The sequence below is a fragment of the Pseudomonas sp. No.21 genome (assembly GCF_054558415.1).
This window is the reverse complement of record NZ_BAAJNO010000005.1, coordinates 106,158-132,948: the sequence shown is the minus strand read 5'-3', so window position 1 is coordinate 132,948 and position 26,791 is coordinate 106,158. Positions and strand designations below refer to the sequence as shown.

The following is a 26,791-nucleotide window of genomic DNA, read 5'->3' as shown; positions in this document are numbered from 1 at the left end:
TCTCCAGTCAGATCGCGATACGGCTTTCCAGCACGCTGGGGCCGCTGACGCGATAGATGCCGATCTCACCCAGGAGATTAGGCCATAGACGGCTTCCCAGGTTGTGGCGGTGCTCATGGTCGACCGCCAGGCGGTCGAGCACCTTCATCTTCATGTCCCGGCACAGGGCCTCGAAGTCCTTGAAGGTGCAGAAGTGGATGTTCGGCGTGTTGTACCAGGTGTACGGCAGGAACTCGGACACCGGCATGCGGCCGTTGCGTGCGAGGTACCAGCGGCAGCGCCAGTGGCCGAAGTTGGGGAAGGTGATGATGCACTGGCGGCCGACGCGCAGCATCTCTTCGAGGATGCGGTCGGGGTAGTGCACGGCCTGCAGTGCCTGGGTCATCACCACCACGTCGAAGCTGTTGCTGGCGAAGTTGCCCAGGCCCTTGTCCAGGTCCTGCTCGATGACGTTGACGCCCTTGCCGATGCACTGGGCGATGTTGTCCGGGTCGATCTCCAGGCCGTAGCCGGTGACCTGCTTGTGGTCACGCAGCCAGGCCAGCAGTTCGCCGTCGCCGCAGCCGAGGTCGAGCACGCGGCTGCCGGCGGGGATCCAGTCCTGGATGATTTCGAGGTCGGCGCGCACGGTGGCTCCCTTAGACGGCGATGCGGTTCATGTAACCGCTGAAGGCTTGCAGGTAACGCGGGATCGGCATGAGGAAGGCGTCGTGGCCCTGCGGCGCGTCGATCTCCAGGTAGCAGACGTTCTTCCGCGCGGCGGTCAGGGCGTCGACGATCTCCCGCGAGCGGGCCGGGGAGAAGCGCCAGTCGGTGGTGAAGGACATCACGCAGAAGTCCGCCGTGGCGCCGGCCAGGGTCCTGGCCAGGTCGCCGTCGTGGGCTGCGGCCGGGTCGAAGTAGTCCAGGGCCTTGGTCATCAGCAGATAGGTGTTGGCGTCGAAGCGGCCGGAGAATTCCTCACCCTGGTAGCGCAGGTAGCTCTCCACCTGGAATTCGACGCTGTGGAAGTCGTAGTTGAGCTTCTCGCTCTTCAGGCCCCGGCCGAATTTCTCACCCATGGCGTCGTCGGAGAGGTAGGTGATGTGGCCGACCATGCGCGCCAGCATCAGGCCGCGCTTGGGGATCACGCCCTGGTCCTGGAAATGGCCGCCATGGAATTCCGGGTCGGTGAGGATGGCCTGGCGCGCCACCTCGTTGAAGGCGATGTTCTGGGCAGACAGCTTGGGCGCCGAGGCGATGGCCAGGCAGTGGCGCACGCGCTCGGGGTAGCTGATGGTCCATTGCAGGGCCTGCATGCCGCCGAGGCTGCCGCCGACCACGGCGGCCCATTGGCCGATGCCCAGGGTGTCGGCCAGGCGTGCCTGGCTGTGCACCCAGTCCTCCACCGTCATCACCGGGAAGTCGGCGCCGAAGGGCTTGCCGGTGGCCGGGTTGGTGCTGGAGGGGCCGGTGGAGCCGTTGCAGCCGCCGAGGTTGTTCAGGCTGACGACGAAGAAGCGGCGGGTGTCGATGGCCTTGCCGGGGCCGATGCAGCTGTCCCACCAGCCCGGCTTGCGGTCTTCCATGCTGTGGTAGCCGGCGGCGTGGTGATGGCCGGAGAGGGCGTGGCAGATCAGCACGGCGTTGCTGCGGCTGGCGTTCAGCTCGCCGTAGGTTTCATAGACCAGCTCGTACTCGGCCAGGCTGCGACCGCAGGCCAGCGGCAGCGGTTCGCTGAAACGCTGCACCTGGGGCGTGACCAGGCCGACGGAATCTTCGGGGATGACGGTGGGCATCGCAGCCGCTGCTCTTTATCTGGGAAGGGCGCCAGTCTAAAGAGCACCGTCCCACCCGGCAAGCAGGCGGAACGGCGGCCAAACCCTTGAATCGAAAGGCTCAGGCCTCGTGTTGCTGGCGCACCAGTCCGGGCAGGCTGACCACCTTGCCCTGGCGCTGGATGGGCGCTGGGCGACGCAGCGCGCGGAGCATGTCGTTGGCCTGGGCCAGCTGCTTCTCCAGCTCGTCGATGTAGCGCGATAGCTGCAGCACGCGCTGGCGTGCCTGCTGGGTGTCCTGGGCCAGGGCCTTGAGGCGCAGCATGTGGGTTTCCAGCAGCTGCTTGTGCTCCAGGGTGTTCTGCATCAGCGGCATCAGCGCCTCGTTGGCCCACTGCGCGGCGTCCTGGCGCAGGCGCTGGTGCATGCCGATCACTTCCTGCACCAGGGTGGCGAAGAAGCGGCGGGTCAGCAGGCGCTGCTCGGTGAGCAGGGTCTTGAGGTGCAGGCGGAACTGGTCGGCCTTGCCGCGCAGCTGGCGCAGCTCGCGCTGGTAGCGGAAGACATCGAACTGCGGAGCGTCGACGCCCTGCAGCGGGTTCTCCTCGTTGTGCCGGCGGTAGATGGCCAGGACCATCTTGTTGGCCATGTCGGCCTCGTGTTCGAGGCTGTGCAGGTCGGCCTCCACCGAACGGAAGAAATGCAGGATGGCCTGGTTGATGCCGACCGTCGTCCAGCTGCTGGTGAGGTTGCGCCGCACCTTGGCCAGGTGTTCCTCCAGGCGTTCGGGGCGCGCGGCGGCGCGCAGCGTGTCGCCCTGGCGCTTGAGCAGGCGCTGGTTGGTCTTCAGGCCGAGCAGCCGGCGGTGGTGGCGGGCATGGTCTTCCTTGGTGCGGGCGGTGAGCTCGAAGAGCATCTGGCCATTGTCCTGCTGGTGATTGCTGAGCAGCTCCTGCTGCTCGCGCACCTTCTCCAGGCGCAGGCTCAGGACGTGCTGGCTGTTCTGCAGCAGGGCCAGCACCTGGTTGACCACGCGGACTTCGAGCAGGCGCTCCTTCTGCGCGACGATGCGCTCGCAGAGCAGGGTCTCGAGGTTGGCCATCTGGCTGCGCTCGAGCAGTTCGTGGTCCTTGCGTACCTTGGCCAGCAGCGCCTGCTTGGCCGACAGCGGCAAGACGTCCTCGCGGCGGATGCCGAGCTGTCGGGCGGTGGACTCCTGGATCTGGCGGATCGCGTTCTGCACGAAGGTTTCGCCGGCCAGGTCGTCCCAGAGCACGTCGATCTTGTTCAGCACGGCGAACAGGCTGGTCTGGGTGTCCTCGTCGAGCTGGCGGATGTGCTGCTGCCAGATGTCCATGTCGCTGGCGGTGACGCCGGTGTCGGCGGCCAGCAGGAAAATGATCGCCTGGGCGCTGGGCAGCATCGACAGGGTCAGCTCCGGCTCGCTGCCCAGGGCGTTCAGGCCCGGGGTGTCGAGGATGCGCAGGCCCTGGCGCAGCAGCGGGTGGTCGAAGTTGACCATCGCGTGGCGCCACGCCGGCACCAGCACCATGCCGGGGCGGCCGGCGGATTCGAGGGCGTCGGGGTGGAAGCCCAGCTGGATCGCCTGCTCCACCGGCATCGGCTTGGTCTTGGCCACCTGGGTGAAGGCCTGGACCATGTTGTCCGGGTCGCTGGTGTCCAGCGGGATGTTCACCCAGTGCCGGGGGATGCGCTTGAACTGCGCGACGCTGGCCGAGGCGGTGCGCGTCTCGATCGGCAGCAGGCGGATATAGGAGCGTTCCGAGCGCGGGTCGAAGAACAGCTCGGTGGGGCACATGGTGGTGCGCCCGGCGTGGGAGGGCAGCATGCGCTGGCCGAACTCGGAGAAGAACAGGCTGTTGATCAGCTCGGTCTTGCCGCGGGAGAACTCGCCGACGAAGGCCAGGGTGATGTGGTCGGTGCGCAGCAGGCGCAGGGCACGCTCGAGCTTGTCCTGCACCGCAGCGGAATTGAGGCGGTTGTGCTCCAGCCAGCTGCGGTAGCGAGTGATCTCGCGGACCAGCTCGCGCTTCCAGGCCACGTAGGCATCGACCTGTTGACTGAGACGTTCCATGCTCATCCTGGCTCTCCTTCCGGTAGCGCGTCCTGCGTACAGAAATGTGGGAACTCGATATCGATGCGACGGCGACCTGGCGGCTGCCGCTTGCCCTGGCCGGGCGGCCCGCCCCTGAGTGGCGCGAGCGGAGGAATGGCTTGCATTATCCGGGGCCTGGCGATGCCGTCAATCGGCCTGCCCGGCCACCCGCCTTAAGGTCTGTCAGAGGGGCCGAGCGGTCAGTCCGGGCAGGTCCGGCAGCTTCTGCGGGTTGCGGATGCGCACGCGCTTCTGCCGGTTCAGCTCGCCGCTCTCCAGGTTCACCAGGCTCTTGGCGACGCCGAAGGCCTGGCCGAGGAAGGCCAGCAGGTGGGCGTTGGCCTTGCCTTCGACCGGCGGCGCGGTAAGGCGGATCTTCAGGCGTTCGCCATGCAGCCCGGCGAATTCGTCACGGCTCGCCTTGGGCTGCAGGTGGACGTCGAGGATCAGGTCCTCGCCGTCCCAGCGGAAGAAGCTCATCACATGAAGGGGCTGAGGATCTTCGGCATCCCGGTCATCACCGCCAGGTTGCCGATCACCAGCATGTCGATCAGGCGCAGGGCGATGAAGGCGAAGATGGGCGAGATGTCCAGGCCGCCGAGGTTGGGCAGCAGCTTGCGGAAGGGCGCCAGCAGCGGCTCGCAGATCTGGTTCACCAGCTGGGCGCCGGGGTTGTAGCTGTTGGGGGCGACCCAGGAGAGGATCACGCTGATGATCATCGCGAAGAAGAACACCTTGATGAACAGCGAGGTCACCGCGATCAGCGACCAGACCAGCAGTTGCAGCACGTAGCCGGCGACGCCGTAGCCCATCAGGACCAGGGTCACGATCATCAGCAGCAACTGGATCAGGATGGCCAGCACCAGGGAGGCCACGTCCAGCCCGGCGAAGCCGGGGATGACCTTGCGCAGGGGGTTCAGCAGCGGCTTGGTGGCACGCACGATGAACTGGCTGAGCGGGTTGTAGAAGTCGGCGCGCACCAGTTGCAGGATGAAGCGCAGCAGGACGATCAGCAGGTACAGGCTGCCGAGGGTCTGGATGACGTAGATGGCGGCGGTGGAAAGTCCGGTCATTAGGCGTTCCTTGTGGGCGTTGGGACCCCGTGGAGGAGCACGGGGTGCATGGCGCGCTCGGCGAGCCATGGGTTTGCGTGGGAATAATGTAGGGAATTCGTTGCCGGCAGTCGCGAAAATCTGTTGCGGGCTGTATGCATGGCGGTCTTCTCAGCGTCCCGCCATCAGGTTGGGCCCCTGGCAACCCGGGTCCGCCGCGTCGTTCACCGACAGCAGGGTGAAGCCGCCGGGCTCCTGGCGGATCGTCAGGTAGCGGTGGTCGCCGCCCTCCAGGGGCTGCTCGCTGCTCAGCTCCACTTCCACCTGGAAGCGCTCCGGCGCGGCCTTGCAACCGCGCACGGCGCCGTAGTTGAGGGTCACGTCGCGCCGCGCTTCCAGGGCCAGCAGGCGCTCGCGGGCGGCGAGGGCGTCGCTGGCGGTGTCCGGGTCGCTCCATTCGCGGGCGGTTTCCGCCCCCACCTGCAGCCACTCGTCGACGAAGTCGCGGCCGCTCCTGGCGGCGGGTTGCACCCGGTGCAGCGCCTCGCCGTCCAAGCGGTAGCGGAGGATGCCGGGACGGGTGAGCAGGTCCACATCCAGCATGCCCACTTCGGTGCGCAGCTCGAAACCATCCGGGGTGGGCTTGAGGCGGGTCTCCACCTCGTCGCGCACATAGCCGTGCTCGACGTGGTCGAGGACGCGCTGTGGCTGATCGCCCTGGCGCGGCTGGACGACATCGATGGCCAGGCGGCTCCAGCGCGAGGTGCACCAGGGCGTGCCGTGGGCGATCACCAGCTGCCCGCCGGCCAGGCGCAGGAAGCGGAAGAAGTCGCCGTTGGCCCCGGAAATCTCGGTATAGCCCTTGCTGCGCCAGTCCAGGCTGCGCACCCAGTGGCCGTCCTCGCGGCTGTAGCCGAGCAGCAGGTTGTCGTCCCCGCAGGGGATGCCGAAACCGGCGTTGACCAGCAGCATGGGATCGGGGGCGTCCTCGCGGCGAACCACGAAAACGGTGCCTTCCTCGCCCGTCCCGGTCTCGCCGTCGCGAGGTGCCAGGTGGGAGGCGAGTTGCGCCTGCAGGGCGGCAGGGTCGACGGCTGCGTCGCTGCAGGCCAGTTGCGCGTCGATGGCGCTGGCGAGCGCTTCCTTGTAGGCGTCGAGTGCGGCCACCAGGGGCGCGGCGAGGGCGTCGTCGAGTTCGCCCGTGCGCTCGTCGAGGCGGCGTTGCAGTTCCTGCTGGGCGGCGGCCACCGTCTGTTCCGATGCCGCAGGGGCGGGGCAGTCGGCAGCCTGTGCGGTGTTGCCGAAAAAGGCGGCCAGGGTCAGCAAGGCTGCGCCCGCAGTGGCGCGCTCCAGCGGGGAGCGCGGGTGTCGCTGCGACGGCGGGCGCATGGCGGTCACTGGCCCAGCTGTTCCGCCAGCTCGGCGGAGCGCTGGTCGGCGGCTTGCAGCGCCTGCTGCACCAGGGACTCGAAGGCGTTGCCCTGGAAGGACTTGATGGCCGCCTCGGTGGTGCCGTTGGGCGAGGTCACGCGGCGGCGCAGTTCGGCCGGGCCGACATCGCTGGCCACCGCCATGCGCGCGGCGCCGAGGGCGGTTTGCAGGGTCAGGCGGGCGGCGACGTCCGGGCTCAGGCCGAGCTTCTCGCCGGCGGCGGTCATGGCTTCCATGAGCAGGAAGAAGTAGGCCGGGCCGCTGCCGGAAACCGCGGTGACGGCGTCGATCTGCTTCTCCTCGTCCAGCCACAGGGCGATGCCCACGGCGTTGAGCAACTGCTCGGCCTGCTGGCGCTGTTCGGCGCTCACCGCGGCGGTGGCGTACAGGCCGCTGGCGCCCTCACCCAGCAGTGCCGGGGTGTTGGGCATGCAGCGCACGATGGAGTCGACGCCCAGCCAGCGCGCGAGGCTGGCGCAGGGGATGCCGGCGGCGATGGAAACGATCAACTGGCCGGCGGACAGGCTCGGCGCGAGGGTTTCGCACACGGCCTTCATCACCTGGGGCTTGGTGGCCAGGACCACCACGTCGGCGTCACGCACCGCCTCGGCGTTGCTTTCCACCACCTCGATGCCGTGCTCGGCGGCCACCTTGGCGCGCTGCTCGGCGCCGGGATCGCTGGCGCGGATATGGCTGGCCGGGACGCCCTGGGCGCGCAGGCCGCCGATCAGGCTGGCGGCCATGTTGCCGGCGCCGATGAACGCGATGCGGGTAGTGCTCATGAATGCTTCCTTCCTTATTGCTGTGCGGGCTGGCCGTAGTCGCGGGCGCCGAACAGGGCCGTACCGATGCGGACCCAGGTGGCACCCTCGGCTATGGCCGCTTCGAGATCGTGGCTCATGCCCATGGACAGGGTGTCCAGTGGCAGGTCCAGTGTGTGTGCAAGCTGCCGGAGGCGGGCGAAGGCGGCGTGCTGCTCGGCCCTGTCCTCCGTGGGTTCGGGGATGGCCATCAGCCCGCGCAGGCGCAGGTTCGGCAGGGTCGAGACCGCCGCCGCCAGGGCCGAAAGGTCCTCGGGGGCGCAGCCGGACTTGCTCGCCTCGCCGCTGACGTTCACCTGCAGGCAGATGTTCAGTGGCGGCAGGTGGGTGGGGCGCTGCGCGGAGAGGCGCTCGGCGATCTTCAGGCGGTCCACCGAGTGCACCCAGTGGAAGTGTTCGGCGATGGGCTTGGTCTTGTTCGACTGGATGGGGCCGATGAAATGCCAGGTCAATGGCAGGTCCGTGAGTTCCTGCTGCTTGGCCAGGGCCTCCTGCAGGTAGTTCTCACCGAAATCGACGACGCCACAGGCGTGTGCTTCGCGAATCGCGGTCGCCGGTTTGGTCTTGCTCACGGCCAGCAGGCCGATGGCTGAAAAATCACGCTCCGAGGCTTGCGCCGCCTCACGGATACGCGTGCGAACCTTTGCAATATTCTCTGCTATCGTGGACATTACCTGCGCTCTACAGCCCGGCCTGAGTGGGTCTGCGGCATTCTAACCGCTTGGAATTGGGGAGTCCCATGGATATTACTGAGCTGCTCGCCTTCAGCGCGAAGCAGGGCGCATCCGACCTGCATCTCTCTGCCGGCCTGCCGCCGATGATCCGCGTCGATGGTGACGTGCGCCGCATCAACCTGCCGGCCATGGACCACAAGCAGGTGCACGCGCTGATCTACGACATCATGAACGACAAGCAGCGCAAGGACTACGAGGAGTTCCTCGAGACCGACTTCTCCTTCGAAGTCCCTGGCGTGGCGCGTTTCCGGGTCAACGCCTTCAACCAGAACCGTGGCGCCGGCGCCGTGTTCCGTACCATTCCCTCCAAGGTGCTGAGCATGGAGGACCTGGGCATGGGCGAGATCTTCAAGAAGATCTCCGACGTGCCGCGCGGCCTGGTGCTGGTGACCGGGCCGACCGGTTCGGGCAAGTCCACCACCCTGGCGGCGATGCTCGATTACCTCAACGGCACCAAGTACCACCACATCCTCACGGTCGAGGACCCCATCGAGTTCGTCCACGAATCGAAGAAGTGCCTGATCAACCAGCGCGAGGTGCACCGCGACACCCTCGGCTTCAACGAAGCCCTGCGCTCGGCCCTGCGGGAAGACCCGGACATCATCCTGGTGGGTGAGATGCGCGACCTGGAGACCATCCGCCTGGCGCTGACCGCCGCGGAAACCGGCCACCTGGTGTTCGGCACCCTGCACACCACCTCCGCCGCCAAGACCATCGACCGCGTGGTCGACGTGTTCCCGGCCGAGGAGAAGTCGATGGTTCGCTCGATGCTCTCCGAATCCCTGCAGTCGGTCATTTCCCAGACCCTCCTGAAGAAGATCGGCGGTGGTCGCGTGGCGGCCCACGAAATCATGATCGGCACCCCGGCCATCCGTAACCTGATCCGCGAGGACAAGGTGGCGCAGATGTATTCCGCCATCCAGACCGGCGGTGGCCTCGGCATGCAGACCCTGGACAGCTGCCTCAAGGGGCTGGTGGCCAAGGGCCTGGTGAGCCGCGAAAGCGCTCGCGAGAAGGCCAAGAGCCCGGAAAACTTCTAACCTGCGGCGGGTGCCCCGGTCGGGGTGCCCGTTTCGCCGTAGCGCGGCCTCGCGCCGCGACGGCAACCCCGGTCATCGGGGCTTTCGGCGTCGCCCCCAGGCGACCGGCACGTTCACTGCGAGAAAGACCATGGAATTCGAGAAACTGTTGCGCCTGATGGTCGAGAAGGGCGGCTCCGACCTGTTCATCACCGCCGGCGTCCCCCCGTCGATGAAGGTCAACGGCAAGATCATGCCCGTGACCAAGAACGCCATGTCCCCGGAGCAGACCCGTGAAACCGTGCTCGCGGTGATGAACGAGCAGCAGCGCCGCGACTTCGCCGAGAACCACGAGTGCAACTTCGCCATCAGCGCCCGGGGCATCGGCCGTTTCCGCGTCAGTGCCTTCTACCAGCGCAACCTGGTGGGCATGGTGCTGCGCCGCATCGAGACCAACATCCCCACCCTGGATGACCTCAAGCTGCCGGAAATCCTCAAGAAGCTGGCACTGACCAAGCGCGGCCTGGTGCTCTTCGTCGGCGCCACCGGCACCGGCAAGTCCACCTCGCTGGCGGCGATGATCGGTTACCGCAACAAGAACAGCAGCGGCCACATCATCTCCATCGAAGACCCGATCGAGTACATCCACCAGCACCAGAGCTGCATCGTCACCCAGCGTGAAGTGGGCATCGACACCGAGTCCTTCGAGGTGGCGCTGAAGAACACCCTGCGCCAGGCGCCGGACGTGATCCTCATCGGTGAGGTGCGGACCCGCGAAACCATGGACCATGCCGTGGCCTTCGCCGAAACCGGCCACCTGTGCCTGGCCACCCTGCACGCCAACAACGCCAACCAGGCGCTGGACCGGATCATCAACTTCTTCCCTGCCGACCGTCAGCAGCAGGTGTGGATGGACCTGTCCCTCAACCTCAAGGCCATCGTCGCTCAGCAACTGGTGCCGACCCCGGACGGCAAGGGTCGCCGCGCGGTGATCGAGGTGCTGATCAACACCCCGCTGGCCGCCGACCTGATCCGCAAGGGCGAGGTCCACGAGCTCAAGCCGCTGATGAAGCGCTCCACCGAGCAGGGCATGCAGACCTTCGACCAGGCGCTGTACACCCTCTACTCCCAGGGCGAAATCACCTACGAAGACGCGCTGCTCTACGCCGACTCGGCGAACGACCTGCGCCTGATGATCAAGCTCGGCTCCGAGACCGACGGCGACCACCTCACGAGCATGAGCGGTGGCCTGTCGCTGGAAGTGTCGGAGGAAGACCCGGGCCGTCGCTTCCGCTGACCGGCCTGTCGCCCTGCCGCGCCTGCCGCAGGGCGTCCACCAACTCCCCGTACAACTGCTGGCCGCCCTCGCGGCTGCGCAACACCGCCGCAGGATGCGGCGCCACCACTATCCACCTGTCTCCATGGCGCAGCGGCCTGCCGACGAAGTCCGCCAGGCGTACACGCTGCGGGTCGTGCAGGCCCAGCAGCGAGGCCAGGGCGGTGCGCCCCAGCGCCACCACCCACTGTGGTTGCCGTTCGTCGAGCTCCTGGGCCAGCCAGGGATGGCAGGCGCGGATCTCCGCCGGCTTGGGCGTGGCGTGCCAGCGCGTCGCCGCGCGGCCGAGCGCGCCGCCCCTGGGCTCCCACTTGAAGTGCTTCACCGCGTTGGTCAGGTAGATGTCCTGCCGGGACAGCCCGGCTTCGGCCAGGGCGCGTTGCAGCACCTGCCCGGCAGGGCCGATGAAGGGGCGCCCGGCCAGGTCCTCCTGGTCGCCGGGTTGTTCGCCCACCAGCATGATCCGCACCTGGGCCGGCCCCTCGCCCGGTACCGCGCAGGTGGCGTTGCGCCAGATATCGCAGCGCCGGCACTGGTCCAGGTTCGTGTCGGCCGCCCGCTCCGGCTGCGCGGCATCGCTGGCGATCAGCACTTCCTTGCCTTGCCGGGCGCCGACCTCGGGGGCCTGTGCCAGGCGCTGCCGGCCGCTGCGCGCATCGGCCACCAGTTGCGGAATCAGCGGGCCTTCGGCCAGGTGCTTCCAGAAGCGTGCCGGCATATGGCTGCGCATCACCTCGGGATTCAGCCGGGCCGGGTTGAAGGTGCTGCGGTAGTAGGCCGTCCACAGCGCCTCGCTCGGGTCGTCGTGGCCTTCGATGGCCTCGCGCAGCCCGGGTGGGCAGGGCGACTGGTAGACCAGCCGTTCGCCATCGAAATGCGCCAGCCCCTCGGGGGTGCCGATCAGCCAGCTGTGGCGGCCCATGCGCGGCACGAAGTGCTCGGCACCCAGGTCCAGCACGTCGTGGGCGGGTTCGTGCCAGGCCAGGTAGTCCGGTGCGCCCCGTGCCTTGTCACCCGGCCGGAAGCGCAGGAAGGCGTGCATGTGGTGGGCCTCGCGGCGCACCGCCTTGATCCGCCGCTGCAGCTCGGAGCCGTCGCGATCGCCCGCCAGCATGGCGCTGCGATCCCCCTGGGCCACGCGCCAGAGCACCTGGTAGAGCAGTGCCCAGCGGTCGCCCGCGCGAAAGCGCGCGGCATCGGCCAGCAACCCCGGCAGCTCGCGGGGAATGGAGACCGTGGCCGCACCGGCGGGAGCGGGCGTCGGCTCGACGCCGTCGAACAACCCGGGCGCCCAGTCGACGGCCTGGGGCTCCACGCCTTCTAGCAGCAGTTGCCGGGCCTGTTCGCGCCAGCCGGCGAAGCTGCCGTCGAAGCGGATGGCACGCATCACCAGAGCGCCATCTGCTGGGCCGGCGCATCGCCCAGGCGCTGGCGCAGCACGGCGGACTCCAGGGTGGCGTCGCGGGGGCGGTAGTCCTGGGTGACGATGAAGGGCCTGGCCTTTTCCATGGCGCAACGCAGGCGGGCCACGTCGGCGTAGCGGATGCGCCGTTCGCGCCGCAGTTCCACCAGGCGGTTGGCGCTGAGCACACCGATGCCGGGCACGCGGGCGATCATCGCGGGTTCCGCGCGGTTCAGGTCGAGCGGGAACTGCGCACGGTTGGCCAGGGCCCAGGCCAGCTTGGGGTCGATGTCCAGCGGCAGGTTGCCGGGGGTGGCGATCAGCTCGTTCACCGCGAAGCCGTAGCCGCGCAGGAGGAAATCGGCCTGGTACAGGCGGTGCTCGCGCAGCAGCGGCGGGGCTTCGAAGGGCACGGTCTTCGGGCTCTGCGGGATGGGGCTGAAGGCTGAGTAGTAGACGCGCTTGAGGCGATAGGCGCCGTACAGCGTCTGCGCGGTGTCGAGGATGGTGCGGTCGTCGGTGTCGTCGGCGCCGACGATCATCTGCGTGCTCTGCCCGGCGGGGGCGAAGGCCGGGGCGTGCTTCTCCGCGCTGGCCTCCTCGACGCCCAGGCGGATGCGCCCCATGGCGCGGCGGATCGGCGCGCCGCGCTTCTCCGGGGCCAGGCGGGTGAGGCCGTCCTCGGTGGGCAGCTCGATGTTGACGCTGAGGCGGTCGGCGTAGCGCCCCGCCTCGGCGATCAGCTCCGGCGCTGCGTCGGGAATGGTCTTGAGGTGGATGTAGCCGCGGAACTGGTGCTCCTCGCGCAGCAGGCGGGCGACGCGGATCAGCTGCTCCATGGTGTAGTCGGAGGAGCGGATGATCCCGGAGCTGAGGAACAGCCCGCTGATGCAGTTGCGCCGGTAGAAGTCCAGGGTCAGGGTCACCACCTCCTCGGGGGTGAAGCGCGCCCTGGGCACGTCGCTGGAGCGGCGGTTGACGCAGTACTGGCAGTCGTAGAGGCAGAAATTGGTCAGCAGGATCTTCAGCAGCGCCACGCAGCGCCCGTCGGGGGTGAAGCTGTGGCAGATGCCCATGCCATTGGTGGCGCCGACGCCGGCCTTGCCTGCCGAGCTGCGCTTGGGGGCGGCGCTGCTGGCGCAGGAAACGTCATACTTGGCGGCGTCGGCCAGCACGGTTAGCTTGTCGATGAGTTCCATGGAGGGGGGTCATGAGTGACTGTATGTGCATACAGTATTTTCCGCCCTCGAAACCTGCGCAAGCCCGTCAACGACGGATGGTCGCGACCTCAAGGAGTACACATGCAACGCCCAGACACGCACAGCACGTTCATCGGTTACCTGCTGTGGATTTTCGGCTTCCTCGGCGCCCACCGCTTCTACTACGGCAAGCCGGTGAGCGGCACGATCTGGTTCTTCACCTTGGGCCTGTTCTTCATCGGCTGGATCATCGACCTGTTCCTGATCCCGTCCATGGACCGCGAGGCGTCGCTGCGCTTCAACGCCGGCTCCTACGACTACACCCTCGCCTGGATCCTGCTCACCTTCCTCGGCGTCTTCGGCGTGCATCGCATGTACCAGGGCAAGTGGATCACCGGCATCCTCTACCTGTTCACCGGCGGCTTCTTCCTGCTCGGCGTGCTCTACGACTTCTGGACCCTGAACACCCAGGTCTCGGTACTCAACGCCCGCCGCTGAACCTGCGCCCCGCTTTGCGGGGCTGCCTTGCGGCGTCTATGTTCAGCAATCCCTGAACCCAGGTGCGACCGCCTCGTCCAAACCGATGTGGCCGTCCCATGAGGAGAAGAGAATGGCTGGGCAGAGCGCGACGCGTCCCGCAGTGCTGGACCTGATCGGCAACACACCGCTGGTGCGGGTCAGCCGGTTCGATACCGGCCCCTGCACCCTGTTCCTCAAGCTGGAATCGCAGAATCCCGGCGGCTCGATCAAGGACCGCGTCGGCATCGCCATGATCAACGCGGCCGAGCGCGACGGACGGCTGAAGCCGGGCGGCACCATAGTCGAGGCCACCGCCGGCAACACCGGCCTTGGGCTGGCCCTGGTGGGGCGCGCCAAGGGCTACCGGGTGGTGCTGGTGGTGCCGGACAAGATGTCCACCGAGAAGGTGCTGCACCTCAAGGCCATGGGGGCCGAGGTGCACATCACCCGCTCCGACGTCGGCAAGGGCCACCCCGAGTACTACCAGGACCAGGCCGCGCGCCTGGCGGCGGAGATACCCGGCGCCTTCTTCGCCGACCAGTTCAACAACCCCGCCAACCCCCTGGCCCACGAGAGCACCACCGGGCCGGAGATCTGGCAGCAGACCGGCCAGGACGTCGACGCCATCGTGGTCGGGGTCGGCTCGGCGGGCACCCTCACCGGGCTCAGCCGCTACTTCCGGCGGGTGCAGCCTGAGCTGGAGATGGTACTGGCGGACCCGCAAGGCTCGATCGTCGCCGAGTACAGCCGCAGCGGCGAGCTGGGCACGCCCGGCTCCTGGGCGGTGGAAGGCATAGGCGAGGACTTCATCCCGGCCATCGCCGATCTCTCCAGCGTGCGCCGTGCCTACACAGTGAGCGACGAGGAGAGCTTCGCCCACGCCCGCGAACTGCTGCGCAACGAGGGCATCCTCGGCGGCTCCTCCACCGGCACGCTGCTGGCTGCCGCACTGCGTTACTGCCGTGAGCAGACGACGCCCAGGCGCGTGGTCAGCTTCGTCTGCGACACCGGCACCCGCTACCTGTCGAAGGTCTACAACGACCAGTGGATGAGCGACCAGGGGTTGCTGGCGCGCAAGCGCTACGGTGACCTGCGCGACCTCATCTCGCGGCGCTTCGAGGAGGGGCGGGTGGTCAGCGTCAGCCCGCGCGACACCCTGCTCACCGCCTTCCAGCGCATGCGCCTGGCCGATGTCTCGCAGCTGCCGGTGCTGGAGGGCGCACGCCTGGTGGGGGTGATCGACGAGTCGGACATCCTGCTCAGCGTGCACGCCGACGCCGAACGCTTCCGCGCTCCGGTCGCCGATGCCATGACCGACGCGCCGCAGACGTTGGCGCCGGGCGCCAGCCTGGTGGAGCTGGAGGCGGTGCTGGATCGCGGCCTGGTGGCGATCGTCGCCGATGCCGCCGGCTTCCACGGCCTCATCACCCGTTTCGACCTGCTCAACCACCTGCGGAGGACACTGCCATGAGCCACGACCACAAGGGCGCCGGGCGCGCCTTCGCCACCCGGGTGATCCATGCCGGGCAGGCGCCGGACCCCTCCACCGGGGCCATCATGCCGCCCATCTACGCCAACTCCACCTTCATCCAGGAGAGCCCCGGCGTGCACAAGGGCCTGGACTACGGGCGCTCGCACAACCCCACGCGCTGGGCCCTGGAGCGCTGCGTGGCGGACCTGGAGGGCGGCGCCCAGGCCTTCGCCTTCGCCTCGGGGCTGGCGGCCATCTCCACGGTGCTGGAACTGCTGGATGCCGGCTCGCACGTCGTTTCCGGCAACGACCTCTACGGCGGCACCTTCCGCCTCTTCGACAAGGTGCGCCAGCGCAGCGCCGGGCACCGCTTCGCCTTCGCCGACCTCACCGACATCGGTCGCCTGGAAGCGGCCCTGCGCGAGGACACGCGCATGGTGCTGATCGAGACGCCGAGCAACCCGCTGCTGCGCCTGGCGGACCTGGAGGCCATCGCCTCGCTGTGTCGCGAGCGCGACATCATCAGCGTCGCCGACAACACCTTCGCCAGCCCCTGGGTGCAGCGCCCGCTGGAGCTGGGCTTCGACGTCGTGGTGCACTCCACCACCAAGTACCTCAACGGCCACTCGGACGTGATCGGCGGGGTGGCGGTGGTCAGTGGCGCTGCCCGCGCCGATGCGCTGCGCGAGCGGCTGGGCTTCCTGCAGAACGCGGTGGGTGCCATCGCCGGGCCCTTCGATGCCTTCCTCACCCTGCGCGGGGTCAAGACCCTGGCCCTGCGCATGGAGCGCCACTGCGCCAACGCCCTGGAGCTGGCGCGCTGGCTGGAGCGCCAGCCCCAGGTGGCGCGGGTGCACTACCCGGGCCTGGAAAGCCACCCGCAGCACGAACTGGCGCGGCGGCAGATGCGCGCCTTCGGCGGGATGATCTCCCTGGAGCTGGCCACCGACCTGGCCGGTGCACGGCGCTTCCTCGAGGCCGTCGAGCTGTTCGCCCTGGCCGAGAGCCTGGGGGGTGTGGAAAGCCTGATCGAGCATCCGGCGATCATGACCCACGCCACCATCCCCGCCGGGACCCGCGCCGAACTGGGCATCGGCGACAGCCTGGTGCGCCTCTCGGTGGGCGTGGAGGATGTCCTGGACCTGCGCGCCGACCTGGCCCGGGCGCTGGCGCGGGTCTAGCGGCCAGGAACGAAGAAGCCCGCCGGATGGCGGGCTTCTGCATGCACGGGCGGTCAGGCCTGGTAGGTGAGGTGCCCGTCCATCAGGGTGTAGCGCACCTTGCCCGGCAGGTCCTGGCCGATGAAGGGGCTGTTGCGACCCCTGGACAGCCATTGCTCCCCGGCATGGGTGCGGGCGGCCGGGTCGAACAGCACCAGGTCGGCCGGCGCGCCCACGGCGAGGCGCCCCACCGGCAGGCGCAGTGCACGGGCCGGGCCGGCGGTGAGGCGGGCGAGCAGGGTGGGCAGGTCGAGCAGGCCGTCCTCCACCAGGCTCAGGGCCAGCGGCAGCAGCAGTTCGACGCTGCTGATGCCCGGTTCGGTGGCGGCGAAGGGCGCCAGCTTGGCATCGGCTTCATGGGGCTGGTGGTGGCTGGCGATGGCGCTGATCACACCGCTCTTCACCGCTTCGCGCAGGCCGTCGCGGTCGGCGCGGGTGCGCAGCGGCGGTTGCACGTGGTAGAGGCTGGAGAAGTCGATCAGCGCCTCGTCGGTGAGCAGCAACTGGTAGAGCGCGACGTCGGCGGTCACCGGCAGGCCGCGGGCCTGGGCGTCGGCGATCATCTGCGCGCCACGGGCACTGGTGAGCTGGCTGAAGTGTGCGCGCACGCCGCTCTGCTCCACCAGCAGCAGGTCACGGGCCAGGGCCACGGTCTCCGCGCTCTCGGGGATGCCGGCCAGGCCGAGGAAGCCGGCGGTGGCGCCCTCGTGGGCCATGCCGCCGTCGGCGAGCGAGGCGTCCTGGGCGTGGAACACCAGGGTCAGGTTGAACGTGGCCGCGTATTCCATGGCACGACGCAGGGTGCGGTTGCTGTCGAAGCTGGCCAGGCCGTTGGAGAAGGCGACGCAGCCGGTGTCGCGCAGGGCCACCAGTTCGGCCAGCTGTTCGCCGGCCAGGCCCTTGCTCAGTGCGCCGATGGGGAAGACCTTGGTGTGGCCGGCCTCGCGGGCACGGTCGAGGATCAGCTCGGCCACGGCGGGGGTGTCCAGCACCGGGCGGGTCAGTGGCGGGCAGCACAGGCTGGTGACGCCACCGGCCGCGGCGGCGCGGGTCTCGCTGTCGATGTTGCCCTTGCGGCTGTAGCCCGGCTCGCGCAGGGCGGCGTTCAGGTCCACCAGGCCGGGCGCGGCGACCAGGCCCTTGGCGTCGATGCTGTGCTCGGCCTCGTAGCCGGTGGGCGCCTGGCCGATGCCGGCGACCTTGCCGGCCTCCAGGTAGAGGTCGGTGACCTGGTCGGTACCGCTGGCGGGATCGATGAGGCGGGCGCCGATGATGTGGGTACGCATCAGTTCTGCACCTCGGCTTCCTGATTGATCTGGCGTTGGGTGTTCTGGCCGCTCATGGCCATGGACAGCACGGCCATGCGGATGGCGATGCCGTAGGTGACCTGGTTGAGGATCACCGAGTGGGCGCCGTCGGCCACCGCCGATTCGATCTCCACGCCACGGTTGATCGGGCCGGGGTGCATGACGATGGCGTCCGGCTTGGCCAGCGCCAGGCGCTGGGTGCTGAGGCCGTAGAGGCGGTAGAACTCGCCTTCGCTGGGCAACAGGCCGCCCTGCATGCGCTCGCGCTGCAGGCGCAGCATGATCACCACGTCGACGTCCTTGAGGCCCTCGGCCAGGTCGGTGTAGACGCTGACGCCGTACTGCTCGATGCCGATGGGCAGCAGGGTCTTGGGTGCGATCACGCGGATGTCCGGGCAGCCCAGGGCCTTGAGCGCGAGCATGTTCGAGCGCGCCACGCGCGAATGCAGGATGTCGCCGACGATGGCCACCGAGAGGTTCTCGAACCCTCCCTTGTGGCGGCGGATGGTGAGCATGTCGAGCATGCCCTGGGTCGGGTGCGCGTGGCGGCCGTCGCCGCCGTTGATGATGGCCACGTCCGGGCACACGTGCTCGGCGATGAAATGGGCGGCACCGGAGTCGGCGTGGCGCACCACGAACATGTCGGCGGCCATCGCCTCCAGGTTGCGCAGGGTGTCGAACAGCGTCTCGCCCTTGCTGGTGGAGGAGGTGGAGACGTTGAGGGTGATCACGTCTGCCGACAGCCGCTGGGCCGCCAGTTCGAAGGTGGTACGGGTGCGCGTGGAGTTCTCGAAGAACACGTTGCACACGGTCTTGCCGCGCAGCAGCGGGACCTTCTTCACGGCGCGGGCGCCGACTTCGAGGAAGGAGTCGGCGGTGTCGAGGATTTCCGTCAGCAGCTCGCGGGGCAGGCCGTCGAGCGAGAGGAAGTGGCGCAGCTGGCCCTGGTCGTTGAGCTGCAGCGGGCGCTTGGCGTCTGTCGGCATGGGGCAGGCCCTGGGGGTCGGGAGTTTCAGGAAGCGGGGGTGAGGACCTGGCGCTCGAGGGCGAGCGGCGCGGGGCCGAGCAATTTTACCCGTTCATCGGCGGCGAGCGACAGGGTGGCGCCGACCACGTCCGGGCGGATCGGCAGCTCGCGGGCGTTGAGGTCGAGCAGGCTGACCAGGGTCACGCTGGCCGGGCGGCCGTAGTCGAACAGCTCGTTGAGGGCCGCGCGCACGGTGCGGCCGCTCATCAGCACGTCGTCGATGAGGATCAGGTGCTGGCCTTCGATCTCGAACGGCAGCTCGGAGGGGCGCACCTGCGGGTGCAGGCCGTTCTGGGTGAAGTCGTCGCGGTAGAAGGAGACGTCCAGGGTGCCCAGGGGCTCGTCGCTGCCCAGTTCCGCCAGCAGGGCCTGGGCGACCCAGACACCGCCGGTGCGGATGCCGATGAAGCGGGGTGTGGCGATGCCGCGCGCGGCCAGGTGGGCGTTCAGCGCGCGGGCCATCTGCGGCAGCAGTTCGGCCGGGTTGGGCAGGGTCATGGGCGTTCCTCGCTATTCGTGTCCGGGGTGTTCCGCCAGCCAGCCTTCCAGCAGGAGGGCGGCGGCCAGGGCGTCGACGGGGTTCTCGCGGTAGCTGCCGCGTTGGCCCTGGGCGAGCCGCTGGCCCTTGGCTTCGAAGGTGGTCAGGCGTTCGTCGTGGGTGAAGACCGGCAGGTTGAAGCGGCCGTTGAGGCGCCGCGCGAACTTCTGGGCGCGCTCGCTCATGTCGCTGGGGGTGCCGTCCATGTTCAGGGGCAGGCCGACGACGATGGCGTCCGGCTGCCATTCCTTGAGCAGGGCCTCGACCTTCTGCCAGTCCGGCACGCCGTTCTGTGCCTTGAGCACGCAGAGTTCACGGGCCTGGCCGGTGACGGCCTGGCCGACGGCGACGCCGATCTGCTTGGTGCCGTAGTCGAAACCCAGCAGCAGGCGCAGGGGCTTGGCGGCCATCAGGCGTGCCCGGCCTGGGCGGTGAGCAGGTTGAGGTTGACGCCGAGGCGCGCGGCGGCAGCGGCCAGGCGCTGATCGGCGGCGGTGTCGAAGAGGATGGCCGGGTCGGCCGGGCAGGTGAGCCAGGCGTTGTCGGCCAGTTCGGCCTCCAGCTGGCCGGCGTCCCAACCCGCGTAGCCGAGGGTGATCAGGCTCTTTTCCGGGCCCTGGCCTTCGGCGATGGCGAAGAGCACGTCCTGGGAGGTGGAGAGCGCCAGTTCGCCCAGCTCCAGGGTGGCCTGGAAGGTCAGGCCGCTGGGGTGGAGGACGAAGCCGCGGTCGGTCTGCACCGGGCCGCCGGCATAGATCGGCAGGGTCTGGCAGCGGGCTGGCGGGTCGACCTCGGGGCGCAGCTGTTCGAGCACGTCGCTGAGGCTGAGGCCGTTGGGGCGATTGATCACCAGGCCCATGGCGCCTTGCTCGTTGTGTTCGACGAGGTAGGTGACGGTCTGGGCGAAGTTGGGATCGTCCATGTGCGGCATGGCGATCAGGAAATGGTGCTTGAGGTAGCTGGGCGCGGTGCTTTTCATGGGCGCTAGTTTCGACCTTCGCGCCGCAAGCTTCAAGGGCGGGAGCGGCCGTCCAGGCCCGTCAGTTGCTCGACAGGCGGTCGCCGCGCTCGAAGCGCCAGGTGCGGATGATTTCCAGGCGGTCGATATCGGCCAGGTCGCCGGTGAAGGGGGCGAAGGGGGCGGCGAGGCGGACGATGCGCATGGCGGCCTGGTCCAGCACCGGTTGGCCGGATGACTCCAGCAGCTGCACTTCATAGAGGGTGCCGTCGCGGTTGATCGACACCAGCAGGCGCAGGCTGCCGTAGAGGCGCTGGCGACGGGCTTCCTCGGGGTAGTTGAGGTTGCCGACGCGTTCGATCTTCTTGCGCCAGTCGTCCTTGTACCAGGCGCCCTTGTCACGCATGGTCGAGGCCGCGTTGAGGCGGTGGATGCGCGGGCGCTTGGCATAGAGCTGGCGCTCCTGGGACAGTTCGGCCTCGAGGCTGGCGATCTCCGAGGACAGCTGGGTGCTGTCGAATACCGGCGCCGGGCGGGCCTCGGGCTCGGGCTTGGCTTCCTCGTGCTTGACCGGGGTCTTCTGCACCTTGGGCGCGGTGGTGGCGACGGCGGCCTTGGGGGCTTCCTGGCGTGCGGCCTGCTGCGGCGCGGCCGGCGGCGTGACCTTCTTGATCTCCTGGTCCTGGAACGGCGCCTGCTCGGTGGTCTTGGGCGTGTCCTTGTGCTCCAGGGTGCCGCTGCCCTGCTGGTTCATCTGCGCCAGGTAGTCGGCCTTCTCGGGCTTCTTGTCGCTCTTGAAGGTGGCGAGGGTGACTTCCAGCGTCTTGCTGATCTGGCTGGGGTCGGCAAAGGTGAAGCCGACCCCGAGGATCAAGGCGACGTGCAGGACGGCCGCGAGGAACAGGGTGAAACCCAGCCGGTCCGCCGGGCGCACGCCGGAGGACGGGAAGTCGGGAAAGTCAGCGGCTGCGTTCATCGCACATCGGGTCTGCTCAGGATGGCGCGCAGTCTGCCGAACTGGGGCGGCAGGCTGCAAGTTGCATGTCCAAAGCTGTTAGCTGCATCAAGCTTGGGGCTTGCGCCCGTTCGCGGAGAGCTTGCTGGCGATGCTGTCCATCAGGCGTTCGCCGATGCGCGTGTCGTAGGCGGCATCGATCTCGCGGATGCAGGTCGGGCTGGTGACGTTGATCTCGGTGAGGCTGTCGCCGATCACGTCCAGGCCGACGAACAGCAGGCCGCGCTCGCGCAGCGCCGGGCCGACGGTGGCGGCGATCTCGCGGTCGCGCTCGGACAGCGGGCGGGCCTCGCCTCGACCGCCGGCCGCCAGGTTGCCCCGGGTCTCGCCAGCGGCGGGGATGCGTGCCAGGCAGTAGGGCACCGGTTCACCGTCTATCATCAGAATGCGCTTGTCGCCGTCCTTGATCGCGGGCAGGTAGCGCTGGGCCATGATCTGCTCGGCGCCGTGACGGGTCAGGGTCTCGAGGATGACGGAAAGGTTCGGGTCCCCCTCGCGGTGACGAAAGATCATCGATCCGCCCATGCCATCAAGGGGTTTGAGAATGATGTCACGCTGCTCTTTCGCAAACTCGCGCAGAATGTCAGCCCTGCGACTGACCAGTGTCGGTGGGGTCAGTTGAGGGAACAGGGTGGCGAAGAACTTCTCGTTGCAGTCGCGAAGACTCTGCGGGCGGTTCACCACCAGCACGCCGGCTCGTTCGGCCTGTTCCAGCAGGTAGGTCGAATAGACGAACTCGTTGTCGAAGGGCGGGTCCTTGCGCATCAGGATGACGTCCAGTTCGCTCAGCGGAGCGTCGCTCTCGTCTTCCAGCTCGTACCAGTGTTGCGGATCGGCGAACACCTTCAGCGGCCGCATGCGGGCGCGGGCCTCGCCGGCTTTCTGGTACAGGTCCTGCTGCTCCATATAGTAGAGGGACCATCCGCGGGCCTGGGCTGCCAGCAGCATGGCCAGGGAGCTGTCCTTCTTGAAGGAGATGTGCGCAATGGGGTCCATGACGATCCCGAGGCGAACGCTCATGGGTGTGTTCTCCGCGACTGGTAATAGATGAGGGGCGCTGGAGAATTCCAGGCCCGGTAACGAGGCGCTCAGGTTGGCGCTGGAGGTTGTCGCGGTCAAGGGAAACCTCGCCGTATGAACTAGGATTCCCGGAGGCTGGCGCTTTGTAGCTTGCGTCCGGAGAGTGTGCTAAAAAGGCCCGACGATTGGGTCGTAGCCCGTCGCTGACAGGGCCTCAGGCGCACTGAACTAAGCAAAATAACGACTCACCGAGGCGATGGTAGGGCGAACATGGAACAGCATTCCGAGGGTTTGAAGGTCATGGTGATCGACGATTCGAAAACGATTCGTCGCACCGCTGAAACTCTGCTGAAGAAGGTGGGTTGTGAAGTCATCACGGCCGTCGACGGTTTCGACGCGCTGGCAAAGATCGCCGACACCCACCCCAATATCATCTTCGTCGACATCATGATGCCGCGGCTCGATGGCTATCAGACCTGCGCCCTGATCAAAAACAACAGTGCTTTCAAGTCCACCCCGGTGATCATGCTGTCCTCCAAGGACGGCCTGTTCGACAAGGCCAAGGGTCGCATCGTCGGTTCCGATCAATACCTCACCAAGCCTTTCAGCAAGGAAGAGTTGCTCGGCGCGATCAAGACTCACGTGCCTGATTTCACCCCGGTGGAACAAGCCTCCTGAAGTCCGGCCTCCCATGGCCGGTGATGCCTTTCCGTATTGGGGACAAACATGGCTCGTATTCTGATTGTTGATGACTCGCCGACCGAGATGTACAAACTGACCGCCATGCTCGAGAAGCACGGCCATCAGGTGCTGAAGGCCGAGAATGGCGCCGACGGCGTAGCCCTGGCGCGCCAGGAAAAACCCGATGCCGTGCTGATGGACATCGTCATGCCCGGCCTCAACGGCTTCCAGGCCACGCGCCAGCTGACCAAGGACGCCGAGACCAGCCACATCCCGGTGATCATCGTCACCACCAAGGATCAGGAAACCGACAAGGTCTGGGGCAAGCGCCAGGGCGCGAAGGATTACCTGACCAAGCCGATCGACGAAGACACCCTGCTGAAAACCCTCAATGCGGTGCTGGCCGGCTGATGCCGGCTCAGCCTGCTGATAACTAGAAGAAAGAAGGCCCTGGCCGGCATGTCGGACACGCAGACCCCTTTCCAGCTTCTCCTCGAGATCGACCAGCGTTGCCGTGCGCTGGCGGCAGGTCTTCCTGCGCAGCAGGAAACCGTGCAGACCTGGAGTGGCATCGGTTTCCGCATGGGCGAGCGCCTGTTCGTGGCGCCCATGGGTGAAGTCGGCGAAGTGCTTCACGAGCCGCGGCATACGCTGCTGCCGGGTGTGAAGACCTGGGTCAAGGGCGTGGCCAACGTGCGTGGCCGGCTGCTGCCGATCATGGACCTGTGCGGCTTCTTCGGTGGCGAGCTGTCTCCCCTGCGCAAGCAGCGCCGGGTGCTGGTGGTGGATCACCAGGAGATATTCGCCGGCCTGATCGTCGATGAAGTCTTCGGCATGCAGCATTTCCCGGTGGATGCCTTCTCCGAGGAGTTGCCTCCGCTGGAGGCGTCGATCCAGCCGTTCATCCATGGCGTGTTCCAGCGTGAACAGCCCTGGCTGGTGTTCAGCCCACACGTGCTGGCGCAGCACCAGGTGTTCCTCGACGTGGCGGTATAGCTTCATCCGCGCCAGGCTCAACGGCCTGGTGCGGCGGATTGTTGCCGGGAGGGGCGATCCAGCGTGGCGGGGCGACTCCCCGTCGCGTGCGCGGCACCGGTGGTGCCGCTGATTCAAGGTTGGGCCGGTTCATGCCGGCCCTTTGGCGTTACATGGAAATCGTTGTGTTGTTGGTCCAGGCGGGGGCCCGATAATGAAAAAACTTAACGCAGGCAATCTACTTGCGGGAACGCGCAGTAGTACGTTGATCGCGGGGCTCTTCGTAGTCCTGATCGTGTCCATCGTGCTGCTGTTCGCCAACTTCGCATACCTGAACACCCAGGCGAACTACGACAAGGAATACCTCGGTCACTCCGGTGAACTGCGCGTACTGTCCCAGCGTATCGCCAAGAACGCCACCGAAGCGGCGGCGGGCAAGGCAGAGGCCTTCGCCCTGTTGAAAGACGCCCGGAACGACTTCGAGAAGCGCTGGAACATCCTCCTCAACGGCGACGAGAGCACGGGGCTGCCGCCCGCTCCCGAAGGCGTCAAGGCCGAGATGGATGCGGTGCAGGCCGACTGGAACAGCCTGCGCCAGAACTCCGACGCCATCCTCGCCAGCGAGCAGACCGTTCTGTCCCTGCACCAGGTAGCCGCCACCCTGGCGGAAACCATTCCGCAGCTGCAGGTCGAGTACGAGGAAGTGGTCGACATCCTGCTGGAAAGCGGCGCGCCCGCCGACCAGGTCTCGGTCGCCCAGCGCCAGTCGCTGCTGGCCGAACGTATCCTCGGTTCGGTGAACAAGGTGCTTGCCGGTGACGAAGACTCCGTCCAGGCCGCCGACATGTTCGGTCGTGACGCCAGCCTCTTCGGTCGCGTACTGAACGCGATGCTGGAAGGCAACGCGGCGATGGAAATCTCCAAGGTGACCGACAACGAAGCCCTGGAGCGCCTGCAAGAGATTTCCGAGCTGTTCGAGTTCGTTTCCGGTTCCGTGGACGAGATCCTCGAAACCTCGCCCGAACTGTTCCAGGTCCGTGAATCCGCCAACACCATCTTCACCGGTTCGCAGACCCTGCTGGACAAGGCTTCCACCCTGGCCGGCGGCTTCGAGAAGCAGGCCGAAGGTCGTAGCTTCAACACCCTCGCCGGTTACGTGCTGGGCGCCCTGGCCCTGGGCTCGATCATCCTGATCGGCCTGGTCATGGTTCAGACCACCCGCAGCCGACTGGCCGAGACCGCCGAGAAGAACGAACGCAACCAGGCGGCGATTCTGCGACTGCTCGACGAGATCGCCGACCTCGCGGACGGTGACCTGACGGTGGCCGCGACCGTGACCGAGGACTTCACCGGTGCGATCGCGGACTCGATCAACTACTCGATCGACCAGCTCCGCGACCTCGTAGAGACCATCAACCTGACCGCCGTGCAGGTAGCGGCGGCGGCCCAGGAAACCCAGGCCACCGCGATGCACCTCGCCGAAGCGTCCGAGCACCAGGCGCAGGAAATCGCTGGCGCCTCCGCGGCGATCAACGAGATGGCGGTGTCCATTGACCAGGTATCGGCAAACGCCTCGGAATCCTCCGCGGTAGCGGAACGTTCCGTAGCCATCGCCAACAAGGGCAACGAAGTGGTGCACAACACCATCACCGGCATGGATAACATCCGTGAGCAGATCCAGGACACCTCGAAGCGGATCAAACGCCTCGGTGAATCGTCCCAGGAGATCGGTGACATCGTAAGCCTGATCAACGACATTGCCGACCAGACCAACATCCTCGCACTGAACGCCGCGATCCAGGCGTCCATGGCCGGTGATGCGGGCCGCGGCTTCGCCGTGGTAGCGGACGAGGTACAGCGACTCGCGGAACGTTCCTCTGCCGCGACCAAGCAGATCGAGGCCCTGGTAAAGACCATTCAGACCGACACCAACGAAGCGGTTATCTCCATGGAGCAGACCACTTCCGAAGTGGTCCGTGGTGCTCGCCTGGCTCAGGACGCCGGTGTGGCACTGGAAGAAATCGAGAAGGTATCCAAGACCCTCGCGGCCCTTATCCAGAACATCTCCAACGCCGCTCGTCAGCAAGCCTCCTCGGCGGGCCATATCTCCAACACCATGAACGTGATCCAGGAGATCACCTCGCAGACCTCCGCAGGTACCACTGCTACCGCCAAGAGCATTGGTAACCTGGCCAAGATGGCCAGCGAGATGCGCAAATCGGTATCCGGCTTCAACCTGCCGGACGCTCCGGAACAGGCCTGACCAAGGGAGGTGCCGCGGCTTGAAGCCGCGGCGCAGCGGCCATGAGCGAGAGGCACGACAGCATGCAGCCAAGCGGCGTGTGGGCCTTGAAACCCCTGGCCGACATGACGCCCGCGCAGTTCCACGACTGGCAGTCGCTGCTCGAGGAACGCACGGGCGTGGTGATCAACGAACAGCGTCGCTCCTTCCTGCAGACCAATCTCACTGCACGGATGCGCGAGCTGGGCATGGATGACTACAGCAGCTACTACCGGCAGGTCACCGATGGCCCGCGTGGTGCTGTGGAATGGTCCACGCTGCTGGACCGCCTCACCGTTCAGGAAACCCGGTTCTTTCGCCACCGCCCCTCCTTCGACCTGCTCGATGCCTACCTGCGTGAGCGGGTCGCCGCGGGCCTGGAAAACCCGCTGGCGCTCTGGAGCGTCGGCTGCTCCAGCGGCGAGGAGCCCTATTCGCTGGCGATTGCCGCCGCCGAAGCGCTGCAGGGCAGCGACCGGCCGGAATTCTTCGGTGTGACCGGTACCGACATCAGCCTCAGCGCCCTCAACAAGGCGCGGCAGGGTGTCTTCGCCGCACGCCGCCTGGAACAGCTGGACGCTGACCAGGCCGAACGTTATTTCCAGGTCATGGACGATGGCCGCTTGAAAGTTGTTGAGAGCCTGGCCGCGCGCGTTTGCTGCGCCCGGCTCAATGTGCTGGAACTGGCGAAGGCGCCAATGTCCGGCATGGACGTAATCTTCTGTCAGAACCTGTTGATCTATTTTCGCCGCTGGCGTCGCCGTGAAATCCTCAATCGCCTGGCCGAGCGCCTGGCGCCGGGGGGGCTGATGGTGGTGGGCGTGGGCGAAGTAGTGGGTTGGCATCACCCGGACCTGGTTCCGGTCGCCGACGATCAGGTTCTGGCATTCACCCGGAAGGGATAGCAGACGG

At 67.3% G+C, this 26,791-nt stretch carries 27 protein-coding genes; 10 read left to right on the top strand and 17 right to left on the bottom strand.

The features are described 5' to 3' along the window. Positions 1-7: 7 nt before the first annotated feature. From metW to ACYJSS_RS11420, 8 genes are all read right to left on the bottom strand, one after another. On the bottom strand, positions 8-628 hold the full coding sequence (gene metW, locus ACYJSS_RS11455) for a methionine biosynthesis protein MetW (RefSeq protein ID WP_111262606.1): 621 nt from the start codon (positions 626-628) through the stop codon (positions 8-10). 10 nt (positions 629-638) lie between these two features. Further along, positions 639-1,778 carry a homoserine O-succinyltransferase MetX gene (gene metX / locus ACYJSS_RS11450; RefSeq protein ID WP_111262605.1) on the bottom strand — a complete coding sequence of 380 codons (1,140 nt, stop codon included), beginning with the start codon at positions 1,776-1,778 and terminating at the stop codon, positions 639-641. Between the two features lie 100 nt (positions 1,779-1,878). Next, a complete protein-coding gene (locus ACYJSS_RS11445; RefSeq protein WP_111262604.1) occupies positions 1,879-3,858 on the bottom strand; it encodes a dynamin-like GTPase family protein in 1,980 nt (659 codons plus the stop codon). A gap of 198 nt (positions 3,859-4,056) precedes the next feature. Then, positions 4,057-4,353, bottom strand: coding sequence for a DUF167 domain-containing protein (locus ACYJSS_RS11440; RefSeq protein WP_111262603.1), 297 nt, complete (start codon positions 4,351-4,353; stop codon positions 4,057-4,059). Beyond that, the gene (locus ACYJSS_RS11435) at positions 4,353-4,946 is read right to left on the bottom strand and encodes a YggT family protein (RefSeq protein WP_111262602.1); all 594 of its coding nucleotides are present in this window, start codon (positions 4,944-4,946) and stop codon (positions 4,353-4,355) included. Before ACYJSS_RS11435 ends, ACYJSS_RS11440 begins: the two co-directional genes overlap by 1 nt. Before the next feature lie 150 nt (positions 4,947-5,096). Further along, positions 5,097-6,314, bottom strand: a complete 1,218-nt coding sequence (locus ACYJSS_RS11430; RefSeq protein ID WP_146603034.1) for a hypothetical protein — start codon at positions 6,312-6,314, stop codon at positions 5,097-5,099. Positions 6,315-6,319: 5 nt separating this feature from the next. After that, on the bottom strand, positions 6,320-7,138 hold the full coding sequence (gene proC, locus ACYJSS_RS11425; RefSeq protein ID WP_236205502.1) for a pyrroline-5-carboxylate reductase: 819 nt from the start codon (positions 7,136-7,138) through the stop codon (positions 6,320-6,322). Between the two features lie 14 nt (positions 7,139-7,152). Next, positions 7,153-7,848, bottom strand: a complete 696-nt coding sequence (locus ACYJSS_RS11420) for a YggS family pyridoxal phosphate-dependent enzyme (RefSeq protein ID WP_111262599.1) — start codon at positions 7,846-7,848, stop codon at positions 7,153-7,155. A gap of 68 nt (positions 7,849-7,916) precedes the next feature. Between ACYJSS_RS11420 and pilT the strand changes: the two genes are divergently transcribed. Further along, positions 7,917-8,951, top strand: coding sequence for a type IV pilus twitching motility protein PilT (gene pilT / locus ACYJSS_RS11415; RefSeq protein ID WP_111262598.1), 1,035 nt, complete (start codon positions 7,917-7,919; stop codon positions 8,949-8,951). A gap of 130 nt (positions 8,952-9,081) precedes the next feature. Then, positions 9,082-10,227: a PilT/PilU family type 4a pilus ATPase gene (locus ACYJSS_RS11410; RefSeq protein WP_021218362.1), complete on the top strand. Its 1,146-nt coding sequence runs from the start codon at positions 9,082-9,084 to the stop codon at positions 10,225-10,227. Here ACYJSS_RS11410 and ACYJSS_RS11405 read toward each other — a convergent pair. Both ACYJSS_RS11405 and ACYJSS_RS11400 read right to left on the bottom strand, forming a co-directional pair. Then, positions 10,160-11,653, bottom strand: a complete 1,494-nt coding sequence (locus ACYJSS_RS11405) for a UdgX family uracil-DNA binding protein (RefSeq protein ID WP_236205501.1) — start codon at positions 11,651-11,653, stop codon at positions 10,160-10,162. The two genes, ACYJSS_RS11410 and ACYJSS_RS11405, sit on opposite strands and share 68 nt — an antisense overlap. Continuing rightward, entirely contained in the window at positions 11,653-12,867 is a 1,215-nt protein-coding gene (locus ACYJSS_RS11400) for a putative DNA modification/repair radical SAM protein (protein WP_021218364.1), read from the bottom strand. Before ACYJSS_RS11400 ends, ACYJSS_RS11405 begins: the two co-directional genes overlap by 1 nt. Positions 12,868-12,969: 102 nt before the next feature. Between ACYJSS_RS11400 and ACYJSS_RS11395 the strand changes: the two genes are divergently transcribed. The 3 genes from ACYJSS_RS11395 to ACYJSS_RS11385 all read left to right on the top strand — a co-directional run bounded on the left by ACYJSS_RS11395 (position 12,970) and on the right by ACYJSS_RS11385 (position 16,038). Continuing rightward, positions 12,970-13,365 carry an NINE protein gene (locus ACYJSS_RS11395; RefSeq protein WP_111262595.1) on the top strand — a complete coding sequence of 132 codons (396 nt, stop codon included), beginning with the start codon at positions 12,970-12,972 and terminating at the stop codon, positions 13,363-13,365. A gap of 112 nt (positions 13,366-13,477) precedes the next feature. Further along, on the top strand, positions 13,478-14,857 hold the full coding sequence (locus tag ACYJSS_RS11390; RefSeq protein WP_111262594.1) for a pyridoxal-phosphate dependent enzyme: 1,380 nt from the start codon (positions 13,478-13,480) through the stop codon (positions 14,855-14,857). Then, the gene (locus ACYJSS_RS11385) at positions 14,854-16,038 is read left to right on the top strand and encodes a trans-sulfuration enzyme family protein (protein WP_111262593.1); all 1,185 of its coding nucleotides are present in this window, start codon (positions 14,854-14,856) and stop codon (positions 16,036-16,038) included. The genes ACYJSS_RS11390 and ACYJSS_RS11385 overlap by 4 nt, the downstream gene beginning before the upstream one ends. Positions 16,039-16,091: 53 nt before the next feature. Here the strand turns inward: ACYJSS_RS11385 and ACYJSS_RS11380 are convergent, their stop codons facing one another. From ACYJSS_RS11380 to gshB, 7 genes are all read right to left on the bottom strand, one after another. Further along, positions 16,092-17,363: a dihydroorotase gene (locus ACYJSS_RS11380; protein ID WP_236205500.1), complete on the bottom strand. Its 1,272-nt coding sequence runs from the start codon at positions 17,361-17,363 to the stop codon at positions 16,092-16,094. After that, positions 17,363-18,370 (bottom strand): aspartate carbamoyltransferase catalytic subunit, encoded by a 1,008-nt coding sequence (locus ACYJSS_RS11375; RefSeq protein WP_021218367.1) that lies wholly within the window; start codon positions 18,368-18,370, stop codon positions 17,363-17,365. Before ACYJSS_RS11375 ends, ACYJSS_RS11380 begins: the two co-directional genes overlap by 1 nt. A 26-nt stretch (positions 18,371-18,396) precedes the next feature. Next, on the bottom strand, positions 18,397-18,909 hold the full coding sequence (pyrR, locus tag ACYJSS_RS11370) for a bifunctional pyr operon transcriptional regulator/uracil phosphoribosyltransferase PyrR (RefSeq protein WP_111262591.1): 513 nt from the start codon (positions 18,907-18,909) through the stop codon (positions 18,397-18,399). Positions 18,910-18,921: 12 nt separating this feature from the next. Further along, positions 18,922-19,362, bottom strand: coding sequence for a Holliday junction resolvase RuvX (gene ruvX / locus ACYJSS_RS11365; protein WP_111262622.1), 441 nt, complete (start codon positions 19,360-19,362; stop codon positions 18,922-18,924). Next, positions 19,359-19,928 carry a YqgE/AlgH family protein gene (locus tag ACYJSS_RS11360; RefSeq protein WP_111262590.1) on the bottom strand — a complete coding sequence of 190 codons (570 nt, stop codon included), beginning with the start codon at positions 19,926-19,928 and terminating at the stop codon, positions 19,359-19,361. The genes ruvX and ACYJSS_RS11360 overlap by 4 nt, the downstream gene beginning before the upstream one ends. Positions 19,929-19,989: 61 nt before the next feature. Next, a complete protein-coding gene (locus ACYJSS_RS11355; protein WP_111262589.1) occupies positions 19,990-20,883 on the bottom strand; it encodes an energy transducer TonB in 894 nt (297 codons plus the stop codon). An 87-nt stretch (positions 20,884-20,970) separates the two neighbouring features. Next, entirely contained in the window at positions 20,971-21,942 is a 972-nt protein-coding gene (gene gshB / locus ACYJSS_RS11350) for a glutathione synthase (protein ID WP_111262588.1), read from the bottom strand. A gap of 270 nt (positions 21,943-22,212) precedes the next feature. Between gshB and pilG the strand changes: the two genes are divergently transcribed. The 5 genes from pilG (at position 22,213) to ACYJSS_RS11325 (ending at position 26,784) form a co-directional block, all read left to right on the top strand. Next, positions 22,213-22,620, top strand: a complete 408-nt coding sequence (pilG, locus tag ACYJSS_RS11345; protein ID WP_021218373.1) for a twitching motility response regulator PilG — start codon at positions 22,213-22,215, stop codon at positions 22,618-22,620. A 48-nt stretch (positions 22,621-22,668) separates the two neighbouring features. Beyond that, positions 22,669-23,034, top strand: coding sequence for a twitching motility response regulator PilH (gene pilH / locus ACYJSS_RS11340; RefSeq protein WP_003458790.1), 366 nt, complete (start codon positions 22,669-22,671; stop codon positions 23,032-23,034). 48 nt (positions 23,035-23,082) lie between these two features. Next, positions 23,083-23,619 (top strand): chemotaxis protein CheW, encoded by a 537-nt coding sequence (locus ACYJSS_RS11335; protein ID WP_111262587.1) that lies wholly within the window; start codon positions 23,083-23,085, stop codon positions 23,617-23,619. A gap of 193 nt (positions 23,620-23,812) precedes the next feature. Next, positions 23,813-25,861, top strand: a complete 2,049-nt coding sequence (locus ACYJSS_RS11330) for a methyl-accepting chemotaxis protein (RefSeq protein WP_111262586.1) — start codon at positions 23,813-23,815, stop codon at positions 25,859-25,861. A 62-nt stretch (positions 25,862-25,923) separates the two neighbouring features. Then, positions 25,924-26,784, top strand: coding sequence for a CheR family methyltransferase (locus ACYJSS_RS11325; RefSeq protein WP_111262621.1), 861 nt, complete (start codon positions 25,924-25,926; stop codon positions 26,782-26,784). Positions 26,785-26,791 lie beyond the last annotated feature (7 nt).

What these genes read in the sequence shown, in the direction of transcription:
- metX (WP_111262605.1), bottom strand. Translation starts at nt 1,778, where the DNA reads ATGCCCACCGTCATCCCCGAAGATTCCGTCGGCCTGGTCACGCCCCAG.
- ACYJSS_RS11445 (WP_111262604.1), bottom strand. Translation starts at nt 3,858, where the DNA reads ATGAGCATGGAACGTCTCAGTCAACAGGTCGATGCCTACGTGGCCTGG.
- ACYJSS_RS11440 (WP_111262603.1), bottom strand. Translation starts at nt 4,353, where the DNA reads ATGAGCTTCTTCCGCTGGGACGGCGAGGACCTGATCCTCGACGTCCAC.
- ACYJSS_RS11435 (WP_111262602.1), bottom strand. Translation starts at nt 4,946, where the DNA reads ATGACCGGACTTTCCACCGCCGCCATCTACGTCATCCAGACCCTCGGC.
- ACYJSS_RS11430 (WP_146603034.1), bottom strand. Translation starts at nt 6,314, where the DNA reads ATGCGCCCGCCGTCGCAGCGACACCCGCGCTCCCCGCTGGAGCGCGCC.
- proC (WP_236205502.1), bottom strand. Translation starts at nt 7,138, where the DNA reads ATGAGCACTACCCGCATCGCGTTCATCGGCGCCGGCAACATGGCCGCC.
- ACYJSS_RS11420 (WP_111262599.1), bottom strand. Translation starts at nt 7,848, where the DNA reads ATGTCCACGATAGCAGAGAATATTGCAAAGGTTCGCACGCGTATCCGT.
- pilT (WP_111262598.1), top strand. Translation starts at nt 7,917, where the DNA reads ATGGATATTACTGAGCTGCTCGCCTTCAGCGCGAAGCAGGGCGCATCC.
- ACYJSS_RS11410 (WP_021218362.1), top strand. Translation starts at nt 9,082, where the DNA reads ATGGAATTCGAGAAACTGTTGCGCCTGATGGTCGAGAAGGGCGGCTCC.
- ACYJSS_RS11405 (WP_236205501.1), bottom strand. Translation starts at nt 11,653, where the DNA reads ATGCGTGCCATCCGCTTCGACGGCAGCTTCGCCGGCTGGCGCGAACAG.
- ACYJSS_RS11400 (WP_021218364.1), bottom strand. Translation starts at nt 12,867, where the DNA reads ATGGAACTCATCGACAAGCTAACCGTGCTGGCCGACGCCGCCAAGTAT.
- ACYJSS_RS11395 (WP_111262595.1), top strand. Translation starts at nt 12,970, where the DNA reads ATGCAACGCCCAGACACGCACAGCACGTTCATCGGTTACCTGCTGTGG.
- ACYJSS_RS11390 (WP_111262594.1), top strand. Translation starts at nt 13,478, where the DNA reads ATGGCTGGGCAGAGCGCGACGCGTCCCGCAGTGCTGGACCTGATCGGC.
- ACYJSS_RS11385 (WP_111262593.1), top strand. Translation starts at nt 14,854, where the DNA reads ATGAGCCACGACCACAAGGGCGCCGGGCGCGCCTTCGCCACCCGGGTG.
- ACYJSS_RS11380 (WP_236205500.1), bottom strand. Translation starts at nt 17,363, where the DNA reads ATGCGTACCCACATCATCGGCGCCCGCCTCATCGATCCCGCCAGCGGT.
- ACYJSS_RS11375 (WP_021218367.1), bottom strand. Translation starts at nt 18,370, where the DNA reads ATGCCGACAGACGCCAAGCGCCCGCTGCAGCTCAACGACCAGGGCCAG.
- pyrR (WP_111262591.1), bottom strand. Translation starts at nt 18,909, where the DNA reads ATGACCCTGCCCAACCCGGCCGAACTGCTGCCGCAGATGGCCCGCGCG.
- ACYJSS_RS11360 (WP_111262590.1), bottom strand. Translation starts at nt 19,928, where the DNA reads ATGAAAAGCACCGCGCCCAGCTACCTCAAGCACCATTTCCTGATCGCC.
- ACYJSS_RS11355 (WP_111262589.1), bottom strand. Translation starts at nt 20,883, where the DNA reads ATGAACGCAGCCGCTGACTTTCCCGACTTCCCGTCCTCCGGCGTGCGC.
- gshB (WP_111262588.1), bottom strand. Translation starts at nt 21,942, where the DNA reads ATGAGCGTTCGCCTCGGGATCGTCATGGACCCCATTGCGCACATCTCC.
- pilG (WP_021218373.1), top strand. Translation starts at nt 22,213, where the DNA reads ATGGAACAGCATTCCGAGGGTTTGAAGGTCATGGTGATCGACGATTCG.
- pilH (WP_003458790.1), top strand. Translation starts at nt 22,669, where the DNA reads ATGGCTCGTATTCTGATTGTTGATGACTCGCCGACCGAGATGTACAAA.
- ACYJSS_RS11335 (WP_111262587.1), top strand. Translation starts at nt 23,083, where the DNA reads ATGTCGGACACGCAGACCCCTTTCCAGCTTCTCCTCGAGATCGACCAG.
- ACYJSS_RS11330 (WP_111262586.1), top strand. Translation starts at nt 23,813, where the DNA reads ATGAAAAAACTTAACGCAGGCAATCTACTTGCGGGAACGCGCAGTAGT.
- ACYJSS_RS11325 (WP_111262621.1), top strand. Translation starts at nt 25,924, where the DNA reads ATGCAGCCAAGCGGCGTGTGGGCCTTGAAACCCCTGGCCGACATGACG.